The sequence below is a fragment of the Porphyromonas macacae DSM 20710 = JCM 13914 genome, from assembly GCF_000379945.1.
Lineage (GTDB): Bacteria > Bacteroidota > Bacteroidia > Bacteroidales > Porphyromonadaceae > Porphyromonas > Porphyromonas macacae.
The window spans coordinates 16,785-34,540 of sequence record NZ_KB904154.1 but is presented as its reverse complement, the minus strand read 5'-3'; the positions used below and the strand labels follow the sequence as shown (position 1 = coordinate 34,540).

At 44.8% G+C, this 17,756-nt stretch carries 16 protein-coding genes; 10 read left to right on the top strand and 6 right to left on the bottom strand.

Going from position 1 to position 17,756, the window contains the following annotated elements; all coding sequences use genetic code 11:
- Positions 1-37 precede the first annotated feature (37 nt).
- The 3 genes from A3GI_RS0109970 to A3GI_RS0109960 are packed head-to-tail and all read right to left on the bottom strand — an operon-like array spanning position 38 to position 2,247.
- A complete protein-coding gene (locus tag A3GI_RS0109970; RefSeq protein WP_018361306.1) occupies positions 38-490 on the bottom strand; it encodes a hypothetical protein in 453 nt (150 codons plus the stop codon).
- Positions 487-1,725, bottom strand: coding sequence for a 3-phosphoshikimate 1-carboxyvinyltransferase (locus tag A3GI_RS0109965; protein ID WP_018361305.1), 1,239 nt, complete (start codon positions 1,723-1,725; stop codon positions 487-489). The genes A3GI_RS0109970 and A3GI_RS0109965 overlap by 4 nt, the downstream gene beginning before the upstream one ends.
- Before the next feature lie 21 nt (positions 1,726-1,746).
- Entirely contained in the window at positions 1,747-2,247 is a 501-nt protein-coding gene (locus A3GI_RS0109960; RefSeq protein ID WP_018361304.1) for a GAF domain-containing protein, read from the bottom strand.
- A 427-nt stretch (positions 2,248-2,674) separates the two neighbouring features.
- On the opposite strand from A3GI_RS0109960, the gene metK reads away from it, so the two are divergent.
- The 3 genes from metK to A3GI_RS0109945 all read left to right on the top strand — a co-directional run bounded on the left by metK (position 2,675) and on the right by A3GI_RS0109945 (position 5,898).
- Entirely contained in the window at positions 2,675-3,967 is a 1,293-nt protein-coding gene (metK, locus tag A3GI_RS0109955) for a methionine adenosyltransferase (protein WP_018361303.1), read from the top strand.
- 194 nt (positions 3,968-4,161) lie between these two features.
- Entirely contained in the window at positions 4,162-5,130 is a 969-nt protein-coding gene (locus A3GI_RS11045; protein WP_018361302.1) for a PCMD domain-containing protein, read from the top strand.
- A gap of 6 nt (positions 5,131-5,136) precedes the next feature.
- Entirely contained in the window at positions 5,137-5,898 is a 762-nt protein-coding gene (locus tag A3GI_RS0109945) for a porin family protein (protein WP_018361301.1), read from the top strand.
- 315 nt (positions 5,899-6,213) lie between these two features.
- Here A3GI_RS0109945 and prmA read toward each other — a convergent pair whose 3' ends face one another.
- The 3 genes from prmA to A3GI_RS0109930 form a co-directional block, all read right to left on the bottom strand.
- Positions 6,214-7,092 carry a 50S ribosomal protein L11 methyltransferase gene (prmA, locus tag A3GI_RS0109940; protein ID WP_018361300.1) on the bottom strand — a complete coding sequence of 293 codons (879 nt, stop codon included), beginning with the start codon at positions 7,090-7,092 and terminating at the stop codon, positions 6,214-6,216.
- Positions 7,093-7,252: 160 nt separating this feature from the next.
- On the bottom strand, positions 7,253-8,104 hold the full coding sequence (lipA, locus tag A3GI_RS0109935; protein WP_018361299.1) for a lipoyl synthase: 852 nt from the start codon (positions 8,102-8,104) through the stop codon (positions 7,253-7,255).
- Between the two features lie 6 nt (positions 8,105-8,110).
- Entirely contained in the window at positions 8,111-10,288 is a 2,178-nt protein-coding gene (locus A3GI_RS0109930) for a S9 family peptidase (protein WP_018361298.1), read from the bottom strand.
- A gap of 271 nt (positions 10,289-10,559) precedes the next feature.
- On the opposite strand from A3GI_RS0109930, the gene A3GI_RS0109925 reads away from it, so the two are divergent.
- The 7 genes from A3GI_RS0109925 (at position 10,560) to gpmA (ending at position 17,443) form a co-directional block, all read left to right on the top strand.
- Entirely contained in the window at positions 10,560-11,495 is a 936-nt protein-coding gene (locus tag A3GI_RS0109925) for a hypothetical protein (RefSeq protein WP_018361297.1), read from the top strand.
- Positions 11,496-11,618: 123 nt separating this feature from the next.
- On the top strand, positions 11,619-12,539 hold the full coding sequence (locus A3GI_RS0109920) for a hypothetical protein (protein WP_018361296.1): 921 nt from the start codon (positions 11,619-11,621) through the stop codon (positions 12,537-12,539).
- Between the two features lie 250 nt (positions 12,540-12,789).
- On the top strand, positions 12,790-13,722 hold the full coding sequence (locus A3GI_RS0109915; protein ID WP_018361295.1) for a hypothetical protein: 933 nt from the start codon (positions 12,790-12,792) through the stop codon (positions 13,720-13,722).
- A gap of 98 nt (positions 13,723-13,820) precedes the next feature.
- A complete protein-coding gene (locus tag A3GI_RS0109910) occupies positions 13,821-14,750 on the top strand; it encodes a hypothetical protein (protein WP_025079562.1) in 930 nt (309 codons plus the stop codon).
- A gap of 16 nt (positions 14,751-14,766) precedes the next feature.
- Positions 14,767-15,318 (top strand): RNA polymerase sigma factor, encoded by a 552-nt coding sequence (locus A3GI_RS0109905; protein ID WP_018361293.1) that lies wholly within the window; start codon positions 14,767-14,769, stop codon positions 15,316-15,318.
- Complete coding sequence (locus A3GI_RS0109900; RefSeq protein ID WP_018361292.1) at positions 15,315-16,565, top strand: porin family protein; 1,251 nt, start codon at positions 15,315-15,317, stop codon at positions 16,563-16,565. The genes A3GI_RS0109905 and A3GI_RS0109900 overlap by 4 nt, the downstream gene beginning before the upstream one ends.
- A 131-nt stretch (positions 16,566-16,696) precedes the next feature.
- Entirely contained in the window at positions 16,697-17,443 is a 747-nt protein-coding gene (gene gpmA / locus A3GI_RS0109895) for a 2,3-diphosphoglycerate-dependent phosphoglycerate mutase (protein ID WP_018361291.1), read from the top strand.
- Positions 17,444-17,756: the final 313 nt, after the last annotated feature.

The window sequence follows — 17,756 nt, the reverse complement described above, 5'->3', positions numbered from 1 at the left end:
AACATCCATCTTGAAGACAGTCTTAGATAATCCGCATTTACACCATGTCATGTCTGTGTTGCACCCGATGTTCGCCCACGATGAGCAGAGCATCAGGCAGCAGGTCTTCGGGCAAAGCCACGTTGCGTAACTGTAAGCTGCGCAACCAGCCGGGCACATCGTCTTCCTGCAAAGTGAGCAATACGTCTCTAAACTCTTCGACTTCCTCTATACTGTATTCATCGGCCTCGCGTCCTTTATAGAGATCCAATTCCTCATCGTCGTAATAAACGATCTCTTTACTTACAGCTGCCAGCAGGCTGTCCTTTTCGCAGATGATGTGCATGCCGCAACATTCGGGGTCGGAACGGCCGACTTCCGGCTGCTCTGCGGCCTCCTCTCCAAGAGCGATACGCTCCTGTCTGTTTTTATTCTGCCTTTGCGTTACAATCCATGATAACAAGCCCAGCAAGACAAGGCTGAGCAGTATCCATAGCGTTCCTTCTATCATGATACTTTGTCTTTCTTTATATAATGTTCCAACTGCCAGGCCGGTTCTAAGGCATGCCAAAAGCCGGGCCAGCTTTTGGAAACGACTTCGCTGTCCCGGATAATGATACCGTCGGGCAACTTGAAAGCCAAAAGACCGAAAGCCATGGCTATGCGATGATCTCCCATAGGATCGATAACGGGGATATCTGTCTTATTGCATGTAGCAGTGCCGTCATACGAAAGCATATCGGTCGACACACCTATGCGAAAACCGGCTTGAGAAGCATTGTGCTGCAAAGCCACGATGCGGTCGCTCTCTTTGAGTCGCAGGCGTGCCACTCCTGTAAAGCAGAATGGGATCTTAAGCCCTAAGCAGGTCACCACCACGTTTGGCACGATGTCCGGTGTCTGTTCAAAGTCGGCCTCGATGTAAGGAATCCGGGGTTTGCCCGAATATCTGAGTGTCACACCTTCTTCATCGAATAGCGTTTTAACACCAAGCTTCTCGTACAGTTCCACAAGCACATTCGCATCGCCCTGCAAGGAATGAGCCTGCAAGCCGGGTATTTTTACCTTAATGTGAGACAGCGCACAAAGAGTATACAGAGCGGAGGCGGCCGTCCAGTCCCGCTCTATTTCCGGCGTATCGGGTAGTTCTTTCTCAAAGCTTTTTTGGATTAATTCTTCTGTCATGCGGATATAAGGCTCGGAAGGTTGCATCGTCTTTTGGGCATAGTTCACTTTCAATCCCTCTTCAAACAGCGGGCTGATCAATAAAAGAGCGCTGACGTACTGTGAACTGTGACCGGCATCTATGTCTACCTCTCCGCCTCGCAAGGTGGAAGGTTCGATAAGCAAAGGCGGATAACCTTCCGATCCGGCATACGTGATTTTGGCGCCCATACTGCGCAACGTATCGACTAAAGGCCCTATGGGACGTTGATACTGTCGGCCACGACCTTTCAGCATAACTGCCGAACGGGTAACAGCTGCCAGATAAGCCGTGAGGAACCGCATAGCCGTACCGCTTTCTACCACATCGATCTCCGTTTTACCGCTCCGAATGTCTTCCAGCGAGTTGTAAAGTGCATAAACGTCGTCTCCTGCTCCGGCAGGAGGCTTCGGCAGTGTTTTGCCATGGATGGCATACAGCATCAGCACACGTGCCCACAAACTTTTTCCGGGAGGTAATGCCACACGGATTTCTTTGGAGGCCGGTTTCTTTCGTTTTACATGGAGAGGAGCTGATTTCATGGAGAGATAAAAAACAGTCGGTTATAATAAAGCAATATCTTTTACAAACGGAGCTATCAGACGGGCGACTTCAGCGAGCCAATAGCCATCCACGGACAAACTAAAGTCGTTTAGCTTATCACTGTCTACATCCAGCACGCCAACCACTTTACCCTCGTGGAAAACAGGTACTACCACCTCGGAGCGTGATTGACTGCTGCAAGCGATATGTCCGGGGAAAGCGTCCACATCGGGAATAATCAATGTGGTCTGCTGCGCCCATGCGGAACCGCAGACTCCCTTGCCATGACGGATGCGCGTACAGGCAATGTCGCCCCGGAAGGGTCCCAGCAGCAGTTCATTGCCATACACGCGATAACAACCCACCCAGAAGAAGCCCATGGCCTGAGACAAGGCTGCGCATACGTTTGCAATATTGGCTATGGCGTCCTTTTCTTGCTCCACCAGCGATTTCAGCTGCGGAAGCAATTCCCGATACCGTTCCTGACGGCCGGAAGAAGTTATATTTAATGTTTCGCTCATAAATTCAATGTGTCTTTAAGATTGGAGTAAAGATAATAAAAAGCAGAGAGAGCATATGCCGGCTCCGGAACGTATTGATGAGTACAGATTCTGCAGGCGAGTACGAAAGTTATGCCAATTTTAGATAGGCGATATACAAGAATATCGTTCAGTGTGCGGTTTCTAAAGAATTTAGTACATTTGCAACGACTTCCGAAAAGGAAAGCACTTAAACGTGGACGGATTTGTCAAAGCTTGCAACCACGAGAAAAAATGCTAAAACTTGTCCCCATTAGCTTGTACGCCTTGTTCCGAGGCTCCTTTCAAACTTTTTCAAGCTAATCCGAATCAGTCAAGTTTAGTTGTTTTTTACGTTGTGGTTATAAGTCTCACAACGTTCGTTTTACGTGTGATGTCAAATTATAAACAATAAAAACAACTAAACAATATGAGTTACCTGTTCACTTCCGAATCGGTTTCCGAAGGACACCCCGACAAAGTAGCGGATCAAATTTCAGACGCTATTTTGGATCAGTTCATGGCTTTGGACAAAGAAAGCAAAGTGGCCATAGAAACATTAGTAACCACCGGTCAGGTGGTTCTGGCCGGTGAAGTCAACAGCCAGGCCTATGTAGATGTACAAAGCACGGCGCGCGACGTAATCAAACGTATCGGCTATGACAAACCCGGCTTGGGTTTCGAAGCCGACAGTTGCGGTATCTTGACAAGCATACACGGGCAAAGCCCTGACATTAATCGCGGTGTGGACAAAGCAGACCGGGAGAATCAGGGTGCCGGAGACCAGGGGATGATGTTCGGCTTCGCCACGCGTGAAACGCCTAACTATATGCCTTTGCCCATAGACCTTGCTCATGCGTTGTTGCAGGAGTTGGCGGCTATCCGTAAGAAAGAACCGGCACTGATGCCTTATCTGCGTCCGGATGCCAAAAGTCAGGTTACGGTGGAGTACGATGACCGGGGTAAACCTGTGCGAATCGATACCATTGTCATCAGTACGCAACACGATGAGTTTGAACGACCTGCCGGCGAAAGCCCTGAAGCAGCCGCTGAAGCGGATGAAAAAATGCGCTGTCGCATCGAGCAGGATATACGCAATATCCTGCTACCCCGTGTTCGTGACAACTACAACAAACGGGTCGCTAATCTTTTTGACGACAAGATCAAACTGTACGTGAATCCCACAGGCAAGTTCGTAATCGGCGGCCCTTACGGAGATACCGGTCTCACCGGCCGGAAGATTATCGTGGATACCTATGGCGGTAAAGCCAGCCACGGAGGAGGTGCATTCAGCGGAAAAGATCCCAGTAAGGTAGACCGTTCGGCAGCCTATGCGGCACGGCATATTGCCAAAAATATGGTAGCCGCAGGCGTGGCAGATGAGATGCTCGTACAGCTCAGCTATGCCATCGGTGTGGCGCAGCCCATCAACATTTTTGTAAATACGCATGGCACGGCTAAAAACGGACTTACCGATACGGAAATTGCTGCAAAAATTGCCGGACTCTTCGATCTGCGTCCCTACGCTATCGAACAGCGTCTCAAACTGCGCGCTCCGATTTATGAAGAAACGGCAGCTTACGGACACTTCGGGCACGAGCCGGTAACTGTGAAGAAACGGTTTGCCACATACCACCGCGGAATAATCGAGGTGGAAACCGAGCTCTTTACATGGGAGCGTTTAGACTATGTAGATACCATACGCAAGGCTTTTTGTCTGTAAAAATTATTTTTGAGATAGAGACTGTTTGCTGTGCTTTTTGCATGCAAACAGTCTTTTTCGTTTTCAGGCTCAAATCTGCCGTTTTCTCTAAAATACCGGAATGTAGTACCTTTGTGTCCCCTCCAAGAACTTCATAACCAGTAGTTAGAGGGAAAGAAACAAGCATAAATTGAACTTTTATACGATTAGAAACGATGACAAAGACGAAGCTAAAGTTGTTTATGGCTATTGCCGTAGCTGCGATTTCTCTGGTTGGATGCAATCAGGAAGATCCGATAAAAACGAAACGCAATCGCCTTGAAAAGGAAATGGAGGAAGAGAGTAAAAAGGTTTATGAGATCAGTAAATTTACGTTTGATAACTGGTCTCAGGTGCAAAACCCTGCAACCGAAGGCGGTAAGGCTACTTTGATGCCTTATTGGTTGCCTGTGGAAAAAGAAGATAAAGATGCCACGGAAAAAGGACGGTTCTGGAAGTCGGCCAGCAACAGAGGGTTTAGCATGAATTTTTTTAACGAAGACCGGAATCATGCCGATAAGTATCCGGTCTATTGGACGGAACAGGGAAAATCAGGAAAAGGGCTTCAGCTGCAAACGGCTAAAGGACTGATGTTCTTCGGAACCGGCTCATGGATCATTCCGGGTTCGCTGTACAATGGATTGCTCGATGAAAAAATAATGGCGGTCAAACCGCTGGAAAGTACTCTATTCGGTACAGAGTTCGCAAAATTGCCTTCTAAAATCAAAGGCTACTATCAATATAAAGCCGGTCCCAAATATATCGATGGAAAAGCCGGTAAATTCGATACACCTGCCGAGGGCAAAGATCAGGGCGTTATCTCCGGGGTATTCTATGAAATTACGGAGAACGAAACATACTTGAACGGTATCACGCTTTACACCGATAAGCGAATCGTTTCCATGGTGAAAATGGTTGTAGATGACACCGAGGGAGATAGTTGGAAAGCCTTTGAGGTGAAGTTCGAACCGGTAGATCAGGAGCGTTTCAAAGCAATCGACTTTAAGAAAAAGAAATATCGTCTGGCTATTGTCATGTCTTCCAGTGCCAATGGGGATAAATTCCTTGGAGCTATTGGCAGCAGATTGTTGGTGGACGAACTTGAAGTAATTGCCGAAAGGAAAGATAATCAGGACAAAAAATAGCATTCGATGAAAATATTCAAGCATTTATCCATAGCTGCAGTGGCAGTTATGTTTTTCTCTGCAGAAGCGGTCGCGCAAAACAGCATGAGGTCTTTTTCCGATAATTGGGAAATCGGTATTACGGGCGGTTTGAATGTGGGAGCAACCACTCCGCTACCGAAGCCGTCGGAGGTGGAGCATATCTATGCATGGCAACCGCACATGAACCTTGCCCTAAAGGGATGGGCAACCTATCGCATAGAAAACTACGACCGATGGGGCATAACCACCGGGTTGGAAGTGGAACGGAAAGGTATGTATGCATCGACCAGAGTCAATGCAATCAAGGTGCATATGGACAAATATGGTTTCAAAGGCGAAAGATATACCGGTGATAACAGCACCGAAATAGATAATTATTATCTGACCCTGCCGGTTATGGCTTCTTATATTACTCTGAATGAGAAGTTCCGGATACATGCCGGACTTTACCTTTCCTATGCCATGCAGAGCAGTTTCAAGGTAACACTGGATGGAGACGGTATGCTGGATGATCACAAACTGCAAGAAGGTTCTCTGGTGGATTTTGACTTCTCAGACCAAATGAAGTCGATGGACTTCGGGGCACGTATCGGTTTCGATTTCTTTTTTACGCCGCGTATCGGCGTGACGGGACAGGTTAATATGGCTTTCACTTCTGCCGTAAAGAGCTCTTTCGATGTGATGCCTTTCAGTCTGTACAATACCTATGGCTTCCCGGGATTTACCTACAATCTTTTCAAACGCTGATATTGCGTAACAGGATAACGCAGGAAAATCCAAACAGGGAGCTGTGTCAAAACTCCATTCTCCCTAAATCAACTATCATTTGTAAAGAACAATCGCTATCAAAGAGCTAAAAACTTAATGATAGCGATTGTTTTATTTGATTAGAAAGGGTGGTAACTATCAATATGAAAGGAAACTTCTCTCAATTCCATGTTTTGACACGCCTTGTTTTATTTCGAGTCCGGTCTTTTCAAGAACATTTTTCTCAAAAAACGATAAGGAGTACGGTCATGAGCCGGCCACCGCTATTCTTGGAGAACAGCTGATGAAAGAAGTTTAGAAAAGGGGGCTTTTACCGAGTTCGAGCATGCTCCATCTTCGTTCAGTGGAGGTCTTTGCAACAAATGTCAATCCCAACCGTTCTGCTTCGGTACGAAGCGGAGAAACATCTTCCTCGTAAAATCCGCTCAATATCAATGTTCCGCCCGAATTCAAGTGCTTTACGTAGCCTTTCATATCCTGTAGAAGTACATTGCGGGTGATATTGGCTAAAATCAGGTCGAAACAGCCAAGCGACGCCAATATTGCAGCGTCGCCGCAAAGTATTCTGGGCACATTCTCCAAACCGTTCAGAGCAGCATTTTCCCTTACGTTACGGTAGGCCCATTCGTCTATATCTATTGCTGTAAGGCTACTTGCTCCCATTTTCAAAGCTATGAGACCGAGTATGCCCGTGCCGCAGCCCATGTCCAGTACGGACAGACCTTTGAGATCGTGTGCCAGCAGGTAGTCTATAATGAGCGAGGTGGTGTCGTGATTACCCGTACCGAAAGCCATTTTTGGGGATATGATGAGCTCGATTTCAGCATCGGGGTGCGCTTCGTGAAAGGGTGCACGTATTACACAGCGTCCGCCACCCATGACCAAAGGTTTGAAATAGTTGCGCTCCCACTCTTCATTCCAGTTTATATCGGGTTCATCTTGATGTGTTACGGTAAAAGAAACACCTTCCAGCGGAAACTCGGCAAGCAACGTGCCGAGAGAACATTTATTTGCCTGTGCATGCGGAATGTAGGCCTCCAGCTGTTCTTTACCCGGGACGAAACTGTCGAAGCCGGCAGATGCCAGCAGATCGGCCAGCAGGTCGAAAACGATCTCCGGGTCGTAAGCCGTTCCGGAGAATTGCGGTTTGAATGTAAATCTTGTGTATTGCATAACCAAAAAAAACGGTGTGTCATCATGCGCAAATTCAATATTCGGCTTCGGTCACGTATTGTCAGGCCTCAATCTTAGTATCTTATACTTTACGCATTCTGACACAACTGAAAAGGGCTGTGCCGAGATTTATTTTGACTCAGCTGTTGTGATTTATGAGTTAAACATGACGTTCGGCATGGTAAGAAGAGCGTACCAGAGGTGCACATTCGATATTCTTAAAGCCTTTTTTTATACCGATGAGTCGTATCTTTTCGAATTGTTCGGGCGTTACATACTCCGAAACGGGCAGATGTTTGCGGGTCGGCTGCAGATATTGACCGATGGTGATGGTGCTTACACCGGCTGCCAGCACCTCGTCCATCAGTTCCAGAATTTCTGCTTCTGTTTCGCCCAATCCCAGCATGATACCTGTTTTGGCAGAGATACCTGAAGCTGCTATATGGCGAAGTACGTTCATGCTTGTATCGTAAGTGGCCACACTGCGCACTGAGGGGGTGAGTCGTCGTACCGTCTCGAGATTGTGGGAGATGACATTAGGACCGGCGTCAATGATGAGGTCTACAAGATCCAGCCTGCCGCGAAAATCAGGGATGAGTACTTCGAGGGTCGTATCCGGATTACGTTTCTTGATAGCCTCGATACAGTTTACCCAGTGTGCGGCACCAAAGTCGGGTAGGTCATCACGGTCTACACTCGTTACCACGGCATGCTTGAGTTTCATCAGTCCCACACTTGTGGCCAGTTGTTCCGGTTCATCCGGATTGAGCGGAGCCGGACGTCCGCTCTTCGTATTGCAAAATCGGCAACTGCGTGTACATATGTCTCCGCCTATCATGAATGTGGCGGTACCCCTGTTCCAGCATTCACCCTGATTGGGGCAACGACCGCTGGTACAGATGGTATGCAGGCAGTGTTTTTCCAGAACCTGTTTGGTATAAGTAAACTGCTCGTTGTCGCCCAGTTTGATTTTCAGCCAGTCCGGTTTTTTAACGTGCTTGGTAGGAGTCATGATGCGTTACAGATTTTCAGCGATAAATTCGACAAAACGGTTGAAAAGGTGATAGCGAGTGTTTCCTCCGTAGATACCATGGTTCTTGTCGGTATATATCGCCATATCGAAAGGAATGTTATTCTGCACGAACTGTTCTGAAACGGCCATCATATTTTGCAGGTGGACATTGTCATCGGCGCTGCCGTGTACGAGCAGCAGTTTCCCCTTCAAATTGCCGGCAACGGGCAAGACTGACGCTTTTTTGTAACCGTCTGGGTTCTCTTGCGGTGTGCGCATAAAGCGTTCGGTGTATATCGAGTCATAAAAATGCCAGTCCGTTACCGCAGCAACAGCAATACCCAGTTTGAAAGTACCGTTGCCATGGCATAGACTCATCAACGTGTTGTAACCTCCGAAGCTCCATCCCCAGATACCGATACGGCCGGCATCTACGTATGGCAGTTTACCCAGTGCACGTGCTGCGGCTATCTGATCCTGACTTTCCAAAACGCCCAACTGCATATAGGTACACTTGCGCCACTCCTCGCCGCGTGCTCCCGTTCCCCGTCCATCCACGGAAACTACGATAACGCCTTTTGCTGCGAGGTGATACTCCCAGCCGAACTCATAACGATCTAAAACCTCCTGCGAGTTGGGGCCGCTGTATTGCAGCATGAGCACCGGATATTTTTTGTTCGGGTCGAAGCCGGCCGGCTTCAGTATCCAGGCATTCATATCCTGCCCCCGGTCATTTTTAAGGGTAATGAACTCTTTCCGGTTAAACCGGTAAGAAGCCAGTTCCCCGTTCAGTTTCGCATTGTCTTCCAATATGCGCAGCTGCTTGTTGCCCTGTGTGGCATACAGTGAGGTTACGGTAGGGGTGTTGATGTTGTTGTAAGCGTTGAGATAATAACGGAAGTTGGTGCTGAAAACAGCATTGTTGGTTCCCTTTTGAGTGCTTAGCTTTGTTTTCTTGCCCTGTGTATTTATCGTGTATACCGCGCGTTGCAACGGGCTTTCTTCGGCGCTTTGGTAATATACCGTTCCTTTGTCATCCATACCATACAGATCGGTTACATCCCATGCTCCCTGAGTGATCTGACGCAGCATATTGCCATTGTGACCATACTGGTAGATGTGTCGGTAGCCGTCTTTTTCACTCAGATAGAGAAAACCCTTTTCATTGAACTGTACGGCGTTGAGATTGTCGTTTTCTACATACTGTTCTTCTTTATCCTCAAAAATCATTTTAGGAATCAGCGTTTTGGCGTCTACCGAGAACAGGCGGAAGTCGTTTTGCCTCCTGTTCAGGGTAAAGATTGCAAATTCATTGTTGCGTGTTGTGGCTGCGATGCGGGGGATATAGGCATCTTTCGGCAGTTCCAGTCCGACCTGCTTCTTCGAGCGATCGCCCACATTATATACCCACAGGCTGACTGTCGAATTGTCTTCTCCTGCTTTGGGGTATTTATAGCTGTAATTAGAGGGGTACATTTCTTTCCCGTACATAGGCATATCGTACTGTTTTACATGGCTTTCGTCAGAGCGTACGTAGCTAAGGAATTCGCTGTTGCTGCTCCAGGCAAGCAGGCTGGTAACGGCAAATTCTTCTTCATACACCCAATCCGTAACCCCGTTCAAGATATGGTTTTGCTTGCCGTCTTCAGTGATTTGCACTTCTGTATTGAAGTCGAATTTCCTTATGAAAAGATTGTTGTCCCGAACGAAGGCCACCATACGGCCGTCCGGGCTGAAAGTCGGTATCATTACCATGCCCGGTTTATCGCTCAACGGCGCCACCCGATTGCGTCTCACATCGTAGTGGTATGCTTTGAGCAGTCTGGAGCGGCGGTAGATGGGTTGCATTTCGGAGTATATAAGTATATGATGTCCGTTCGGACTGATTTCATATCCTCTGACATACTTGAAGTCACAATCGTGTGCTGTTTTTACGGAGAAAAGAGTATCTACCGCCTTTCCTGTGGCATAACTGTATTTCAGGATAGCTGTATGGTCGTTGCTGATTTGTGTGTAGTGTTCTCCATCGGGCATGGACATCATGCCATAGCCGGCACCCTGAGCATAGAATTTACCGTCGGTAATCTCTTTCAGTTGCACCGGTTGCGCTCCGTTTTGTGCGTAGGCAGTCAGGCCGGCCATGCCCAGCACTCCGGTCACTAAGGCGATAAATAGTTTTTTCATTGTATTGCAGTTGTTTTACTGGTTTTATAAAAGCGTAGAAACAAAGATACTAATTAGTTACATTGCTTTCCGGTTGTTTGAAAGTTCCGGGGCGTTCGGTTAAGGTTCTCAGTAATATTTCATACATACCGGACCGTGCAGTATAAGACGTTTAAGTGCATTTATTATAAATAAACCGGTACCGATTGAGTATGAAAATGGCAAATAACCCGCATATTTGTACCGGTAAGGAAGATTCCGGACCGGAATGTTACATGAACAAGATATATGTATGATAAAGGTTAAAAGAGATTATTTATTATTATTCTTCTTCGCTCTGTTCGTTTTTGGACTGAACAGCTGCGTGAAGAGTGAGCCTGAGGAATGGGAATACTCAAACACCGGTTTGGATTTCGATATTGTTTCTGAAGACGGTAAAAGTTTGGTAAACCCTTTGTCTAAACAGGGAGCAGAGTGGTTACAAAAGATCGTTGTCGAGTATAATGGCGAAAAATATTTTTATCAGGGACAACCGGTGCGTCAAACCCGTGCGATTACCGAGCGTTACAAGTCTTTCAATGTAATCAGGATAGAGAAGCGTTTTTATTTGCATTTTGGTGAATTCCAGCCGAACTACAAAGAGAAGCAAACTCTCAAACTGCATCTGCCCAAAGGCGATGTCAAAGAGGTCCGATTCGTTCATTATGCGGAGGGAGGAAAATTCATCTCTAAAATGTGGCACGATGGCAAAGAGGTGGAAGGGCGAATGATTAAAATTGTTTCTAAGCCTTATTTGGCCGAAGGGGAAAAGGAAATTCCTTTGTCCGTCTATGTCTATTTAGCGAGTCGGCAATTGCTGACGCCACCGGATTTGCCGGAGGAGTTTCTGTCGATGAAAATTTTGTACAAAGAGAAGGATTATCAGATCCCGCTTAAGATGGATGAACCGGGTGAGGCTGAGTTCGGATTCAGAAAAGAGATCGGCAAATTGCTTCCTTTGGCTTTTACAGAGTGTTTTTACTTTAAGTTCGGTCCGTTTCATCCCGGCGATAATCATAAAAATGAAAAATTTGAACTGATAAAAGGAGAGCATAAGTTTAAGATTCAGTTTTCGTGCTACTTGGATGAGAAGGGCGAGGTCGTATACGAAGCAGCCGATAAAAATGGAACGGGGCAGACAAAGCGGCTTTTCTTTAAGAACGGTCCTTTGGTTGTTTTACCGTTATAGCGGTTGTAAATGAAATTTGCAACCCCGCTAAAAAGTCATTATTTACAAAAACAAAGGCTTGATCAGTGAGGATTATACACATTTGTTTATTGCTATAGAAAAATCATATAAAATAATAGTCAAATGAAAAAAAGTTTTTTGTGGATTGCCTTAACCTTTTTTCTGATAGGAGGGACAGGTTGTATCAAGAACGACCTTGAAAAAAAGGGCAATACCGGTATAGGTCTTGCTTTCGACATTACCTCTAAGACAGGGAAAAGTTTGATTAATCCAACTTCCAAACAGGGTGAAGAGTGGCTGAAAAAGATGCAAATTGAGTACAAAGGGATTAAATATTCCTATCAAGGACAACCTGTTCGTGAAACACGGGCAATAGAAGAGCACTTTAAGCATTTCGACGTTTTCAGTATGGGAGGACGGTTTTATCTCAGATTCGGAGAGTTTCAGCCAAACTATAGAGAAAAACAATCGTTAAAGCTTTATCTGCCTAATGGCATGATTCAGACAATACATTTTGTGTATTATACCGAAAACAATAAGTTGATCTCTAAAGTATGGTATGATGGCAAAGAAGAAGAAGGCCATATTGTTAAAATTATTACTGACCCTTATCTGAAAGAAGGTGAGAAAGAGAAGTCTGCACCAGTATACATTTATTTAATTAACAGGATTCCTTTAAAAGAATTGCCCGAAAAATATAAAAAGATGGAAATTCTATACAAAGGGAAAACCTACAAGTTGAATTTGGTATTACCTTCGGAGGATGGAGTAGAAACATTAAATTTTGAAACTGAAACGGGTAAAATGATTCCGTTGATTTTAGAAGATTGCCTTTACTATAAGTTTGGACCATTTTACCCCGAGAATGATATTAAAAATGAAGATTTGAAACTGAATACAGGAGAAGGAGTATTAAACTTATATTTTTCTTGTTATTATGACTCTCAAAAAGGAATAGTTTATGATGCGGGGATTTCTCCAAATGATCTTTCAAATAAGACTTTGTATTTTAAAAACGGTCCTTTGGTAGTACTGCCTGTGTAGTCTTTTTTATATCTACATGGTTTTTTCTTTAATTGATAAGCGCAAATCTGTCCTAATGTATATCGGGCAGATTTNCGCTTATTATCTTAACTTGATTTCTGTTCGACTTAAGTGCAAGTGGGCTGTCTCATTTTCTGATGATTTATAATTCCTTTTCTGCCGGATCATGCAGTATTAGCTGTTTACGGGCATTTAATAAATAAGAAATCATAAAACCTTATACAATATGGAAATAAAAAGGAGAAACCGAATGACAATCTTTCTGAGCATGCTTGTTGGTTGGTTGTTTTTGAATACCGGTTGCGACAGCACGGATAATGGAGGTGAAATGATATGGGATTATGCTAACCGTCAATTCACTTTCGAGGTGACCACTGCCGATGGTCAACAGCTTATCGATCCACATACCGGGCAAGGATACGAATGGCTCAATAAGATTTATGTGGAATATAACGGCAATATGTATGCCAATGAAGGACGCCCCATACGTGAAGAACAGGAACTCCGAGCCATGATCGAGCAATATAAGGGACTCAATGTGGTCAAGAAGCAAGGACGCTATGTTTTGATGTTTGGCGAGTTTCAACCCCGGTATGGAAAGAAGCAGATGTTTAAGTTGCATTTGCCGGACGGACAGACCGATGTGGTTGAGTTTACCCATACCGCTAATAATGGGAAATTTTCCACTCATATTTGGTTGAACGGTAAAAAGCAGCACGGTTTCGATCTCAAGCTTGTTGCCAAGCCGTATCTGGAACCCGGTGAAAAAGTGACCTCTGCTCCGGTGCATATTTATTTACGGTTGGTAGATCTCAAAGGAACCGTATTGCCCGATGATTTGGTCAATACTACTATTTTGACATACAAAGGCAATAACTACACTTTGACAGAAAAAGGCGAGCACCTGATGCTGCTGTCGGGCATAAGTAGTTTTATGCCCTGGTTTTCTCCTGATACGGGACATTTATATCTCTATTTTGGCCCGTTTTATCCGGAAGAGAATATAAAAGACGGTTCGTTTGTACTCACTCTCTATGGGAAAGAGATTCCCGTTCATTTCCAATGTTATAAAAATGAAGCCGGAGAAGTTGTCTATAAGGCAGAGTCCGGTATCGAAAAGAAACCTGCGAAGTCTTTTTATTTCCGTAATGGTCCTCTGATCAATGTGAAAACAAAATCATGATGCAGTAAAAAGCTAAGGTTTGCATTTTATAGAATAGACAAAAACAGAGTATATATTCTATATGGAAAAATGTATCTTTATTAAATGTATTTTTTAAGATGATGAAAAAAACTTATTTGTTATTGCTATTGTTGCTAACGATGTTAGGGGCAAGTAGCTGTCTGAAGAATGATCCGCAAGGATGGACGTATGACAATGCAGCTTTTGGTTTCGACCTTATGTCTGCCGATGGGAAAAGCCTTATCAATCCGAACTCCAAGCAAGGAGAAGAATGGTTGGGGAAAATCGTTATCGAATATAAAGGTGAGAAATACCGTTATGAGGGGCAGCTTGTACGTACAATGCGTGCCATAGCCGAGCGTTACAAATCTTTTAATGTTGTAATGGAAAATAAACGCTATTACCTCCGGTTTGCAGAGTTCCAACCTGTCTACAAGGAAAAGCAGAGCATCAAACTGACTCTGCCTAACGGTCAGGTCAAAGAAATACAGTTTGTACACTATGCAGAAGCCGGTAAACTTATATCAAAAGTCTGGTATGATGGTAAGGAGACGGCAGGCGACCGTATTGTGAAGATTGTGACTGATCCGTATCTGAAAGAGGGAGAGAAGGAGATTCCGCTGCCGATGTATGTTTATGTTGCGAGCCGATTTATTATTAAAGCTCCGAATCTGCCCAAAGAATACGAAAATATGCAGATACAATATAAAGAAAAGGTCTATAAGTTAGGAGAAAAGCCTCAAAAAGACGGAGATAAATTATTTTTCGATAAAGAGATTGGTAAGTTGATTCCTTTGGTTTTTGAAGACTGTATTTACTTTAAGTTCGGACCTTTCTATCCTGAAAACAGTGTAACTAAAGGACAATTAAAAGTAGAAAACGGATCGAATAAAATCGCTGTAGAATTCTCTTGTTACTACGATAAGGACGGGAAGTTCTTTTATGAGGCCTATCCGTTATTATACGACGGTCCTCAGCCCAGAAAACTTTATTTTAAAAATGGTCCATTGGTAATATTGCCATTATAACAACTTTAATCCTAACGTGTCTGCCGAGCAGAATTTAGTAAAACAATGTAAGGCTGGGGGGCGCGAAGCTTTCCAGACCTTATATTGTTTGTATGCTCCTCTCCTATTGAGCGTTATACGTCGCTACATAGACAACGAAGATACGGTACGCGATTTGCTTCATGACAGTTTTCTGAAAATCATAAAGGACTTTCAACGATTTGAATATAGAGGCGAGGGATCTCTGAGAGCCTGGTTGAGCCGGGTATGCATTAACCAAGCCCTGATGTGGTTGCGTTCCGGAGAGCATCGTTTTACTGACAGCATGGAGAGTATCCCGATACAATTTTCCGAGGAGCCGCAGGAAGAGGAGGTGGATAAGCTGAGCGAGGAACAGTTGATGAGTTTTATAAGAAAACTCCCTGTGGGTTATAGAACCGTTTTTAACCTCTATGTGTTCGAGAATCTTTCTCATCGCGAAATCGGTCAGGCTCTGGGAATAAATGAAAAATCTTCTTCTTCTCAGTTGGCGCGTGCCAAAAAGATACTGGCAAACCAGATCAAAGCTTATTGGAACAGTAAAGAATGAATAAAAAAGATAATCGATTGGAACCCTGGTTGGATCGGGTAAAGCAGAAGTTGGATCCGCCTGCTCCTGCGTCGCCTCTACTTCCGGATGAAGTTTGGCAGCGTTTGGAGGAGGAATTGTTTGCCGGTCCTGTTGTCGTTCGACAGCCGCACCGGTTTTACAGATGGATTTCTGTGGCGGCTGTTTTCTTCGGTTTGCTGGTCGGTGGGGCTTTTTTCCTTTACCGTCGAAGCAAATCTCCTACAGAAACACTCGTAGCAGTGCGTGCAGTCGAGCAAACGGAGAATTCGGTATTGCCGAAAATTCAATTCCCGCGTGGCGCAAAAGATGAAAAAGTATCCGCTCCTTTCAATAAATCGCAAATTGCTCCTCAAAAAAAACTTTCGGATATAAAATCGAATATAAAAGAAGAAACCGCTTCCGGCAATGTACAAAAGCCGGAACAAACCTTCGGGGAGACTGAAGCCGAAGACTCGTCTCATTCCGAAGATAATGGGCCTGAGTCCGAAACCTTGATTATGAAAGAAGGGGATGGAGGGTTGATCCCTGAAGCGGGGAAAAGCCCTCACAGCCCCTTGTCCGTACGGGATGAAAGAGAACTGGATCTCTTACTACCAAAGAAACCCCGTGCTAAATTGAGTGTGGGGATGTATATGGGTAATTCGGGAAGCATGACTTTAACCTCAGGCGATGATTATGCTTTTTCGGATAAGGTGGTTCAGTCGGATATTTCTACCAGCAGTATTCGTAATAAGGATTTTGAGAGAGAGTATGACGAGTCTTCTTTTACTCACCGTCTGCCTCTGAACATCGGCATAAAGATCGGTTACAGTCTTTCAGATCGTTTTTCCCTGGAAAGCGGGCTTGTCTATACTTATCTTTCCTCGCAGGTCTCTCCCCGCGCCACGGATAAATCATTAGACCAGAGGGTGCATTACATAGGCATACCCATAGGAGTGAATTACAGTATTTGGGAAAACCGTCACCTGAGTATTTATGCCGGAGTGGGCGGTCGTGTCGATAAGTGTATCAGCGCCGTTCTGGACGACCGCTTTTTGCGTATGAATCCCTTGCAGTTTTCTGCCGGAGGCCGTGTCGGTCTTAATTATAAACTTAGTCGTCATGTGGGGTTCTATCTGGAACCCGGTGTCAGCTATTTCTTTGATGACGGCAGTGCACTTAAAACGACCTATAAGGAAAATCCTCTTAAAGCTACCCTTTCGATGGGCTTCCGTTTATTGTATTGAGATACATCTTTTCTTTTTCCTTCTATATGGACAATAAGCCATGCGAAGGGATATAGTTGCAGTTGCTTTTGTTATCTTTGTGGAGTTATTAAAGAATGGTGAAAGAATTATTCAGATAAATTATCAGAACTATGAAAAGAGTTGTTTTACTCCGTCACGGGGAAAGTGTGTGGAACAAAGAGAATCGTTTTACGGGTTGGACGAATGTAGACCTTTCTGAAAAAGGTGTTGAAGAAGCAAAACGTGCAGGCGAACTGCTTAAGAAAGAGGGCTTCCGTTTCGGTATTGCTTTTACTTCTTATCTCAAAAGAGCTGTTAAAACGCTCAATCAGGTACTCGATATTATGGACCTGGATTGGATACCCGTAGAGAAAAGCTGGCGTTTGAATGAAAAACATTACGGTATGTTGCAGGGGCTTAACAAAGCCGAAACGGCAGAGAAGTACGGCGACGAACAGGTGCTTATCTGGCGCCGTAGCTACGATGTGCCTCCTACACCTTTGGATAGAAATGACGAACGTTCTCCTTTCAAAGATCCTCGCTATGCCAGGGTGGTGCCGGCATTTATTCCTTTGACCGAAGCCTTGTGCGATACGGTAGCCCGTACGCAACCTTATTGGGAGGGGAGCATTCTTCCCGCTCTCATGGAGCATGACGATGTACTGGTGGCAGCCCATGGCAACAGTCTCCGTGGCATCATCAAAGTATTGAAAGGCATCAGCGACGAAGATATTGTAAGTCTTAACCTGCCTACTGCTGTACCTTACGTCTTTGAATTCGACGATGAGTTGAACATGGTTAAGGATTACTTCCTCGGAGACCCCGAAGAAATCAAAAAATTAATGGAAGCAGTAGCCAATCAGGGTAAAAAGAAATAAAGGGAAATCGTCTTTTTACATAGATATTTATAAAGGACCGTGTCGGGAAGAGCTTCCTGATACGGTCTTTTTTATATATTTCTTTATGCCAAAGTTTACCGGTATGGAAAAAGAATACTTTATGGTTAACGTGATTTCGACCCAGATGCAGTAGCGCAAAGCCTGTTTATGAACGAAATTTTTTGAGGGAGAAATTCCCGGTATCGGTTGTTAATCTCCTTTTTGTCGTTTTTTATACCTTATTTTATGCCGGGCGGAGTGAAAAGAGCGAGAGGACGCCCTAAAAATTGGGATATGTAAGAGCCTCTTTTAC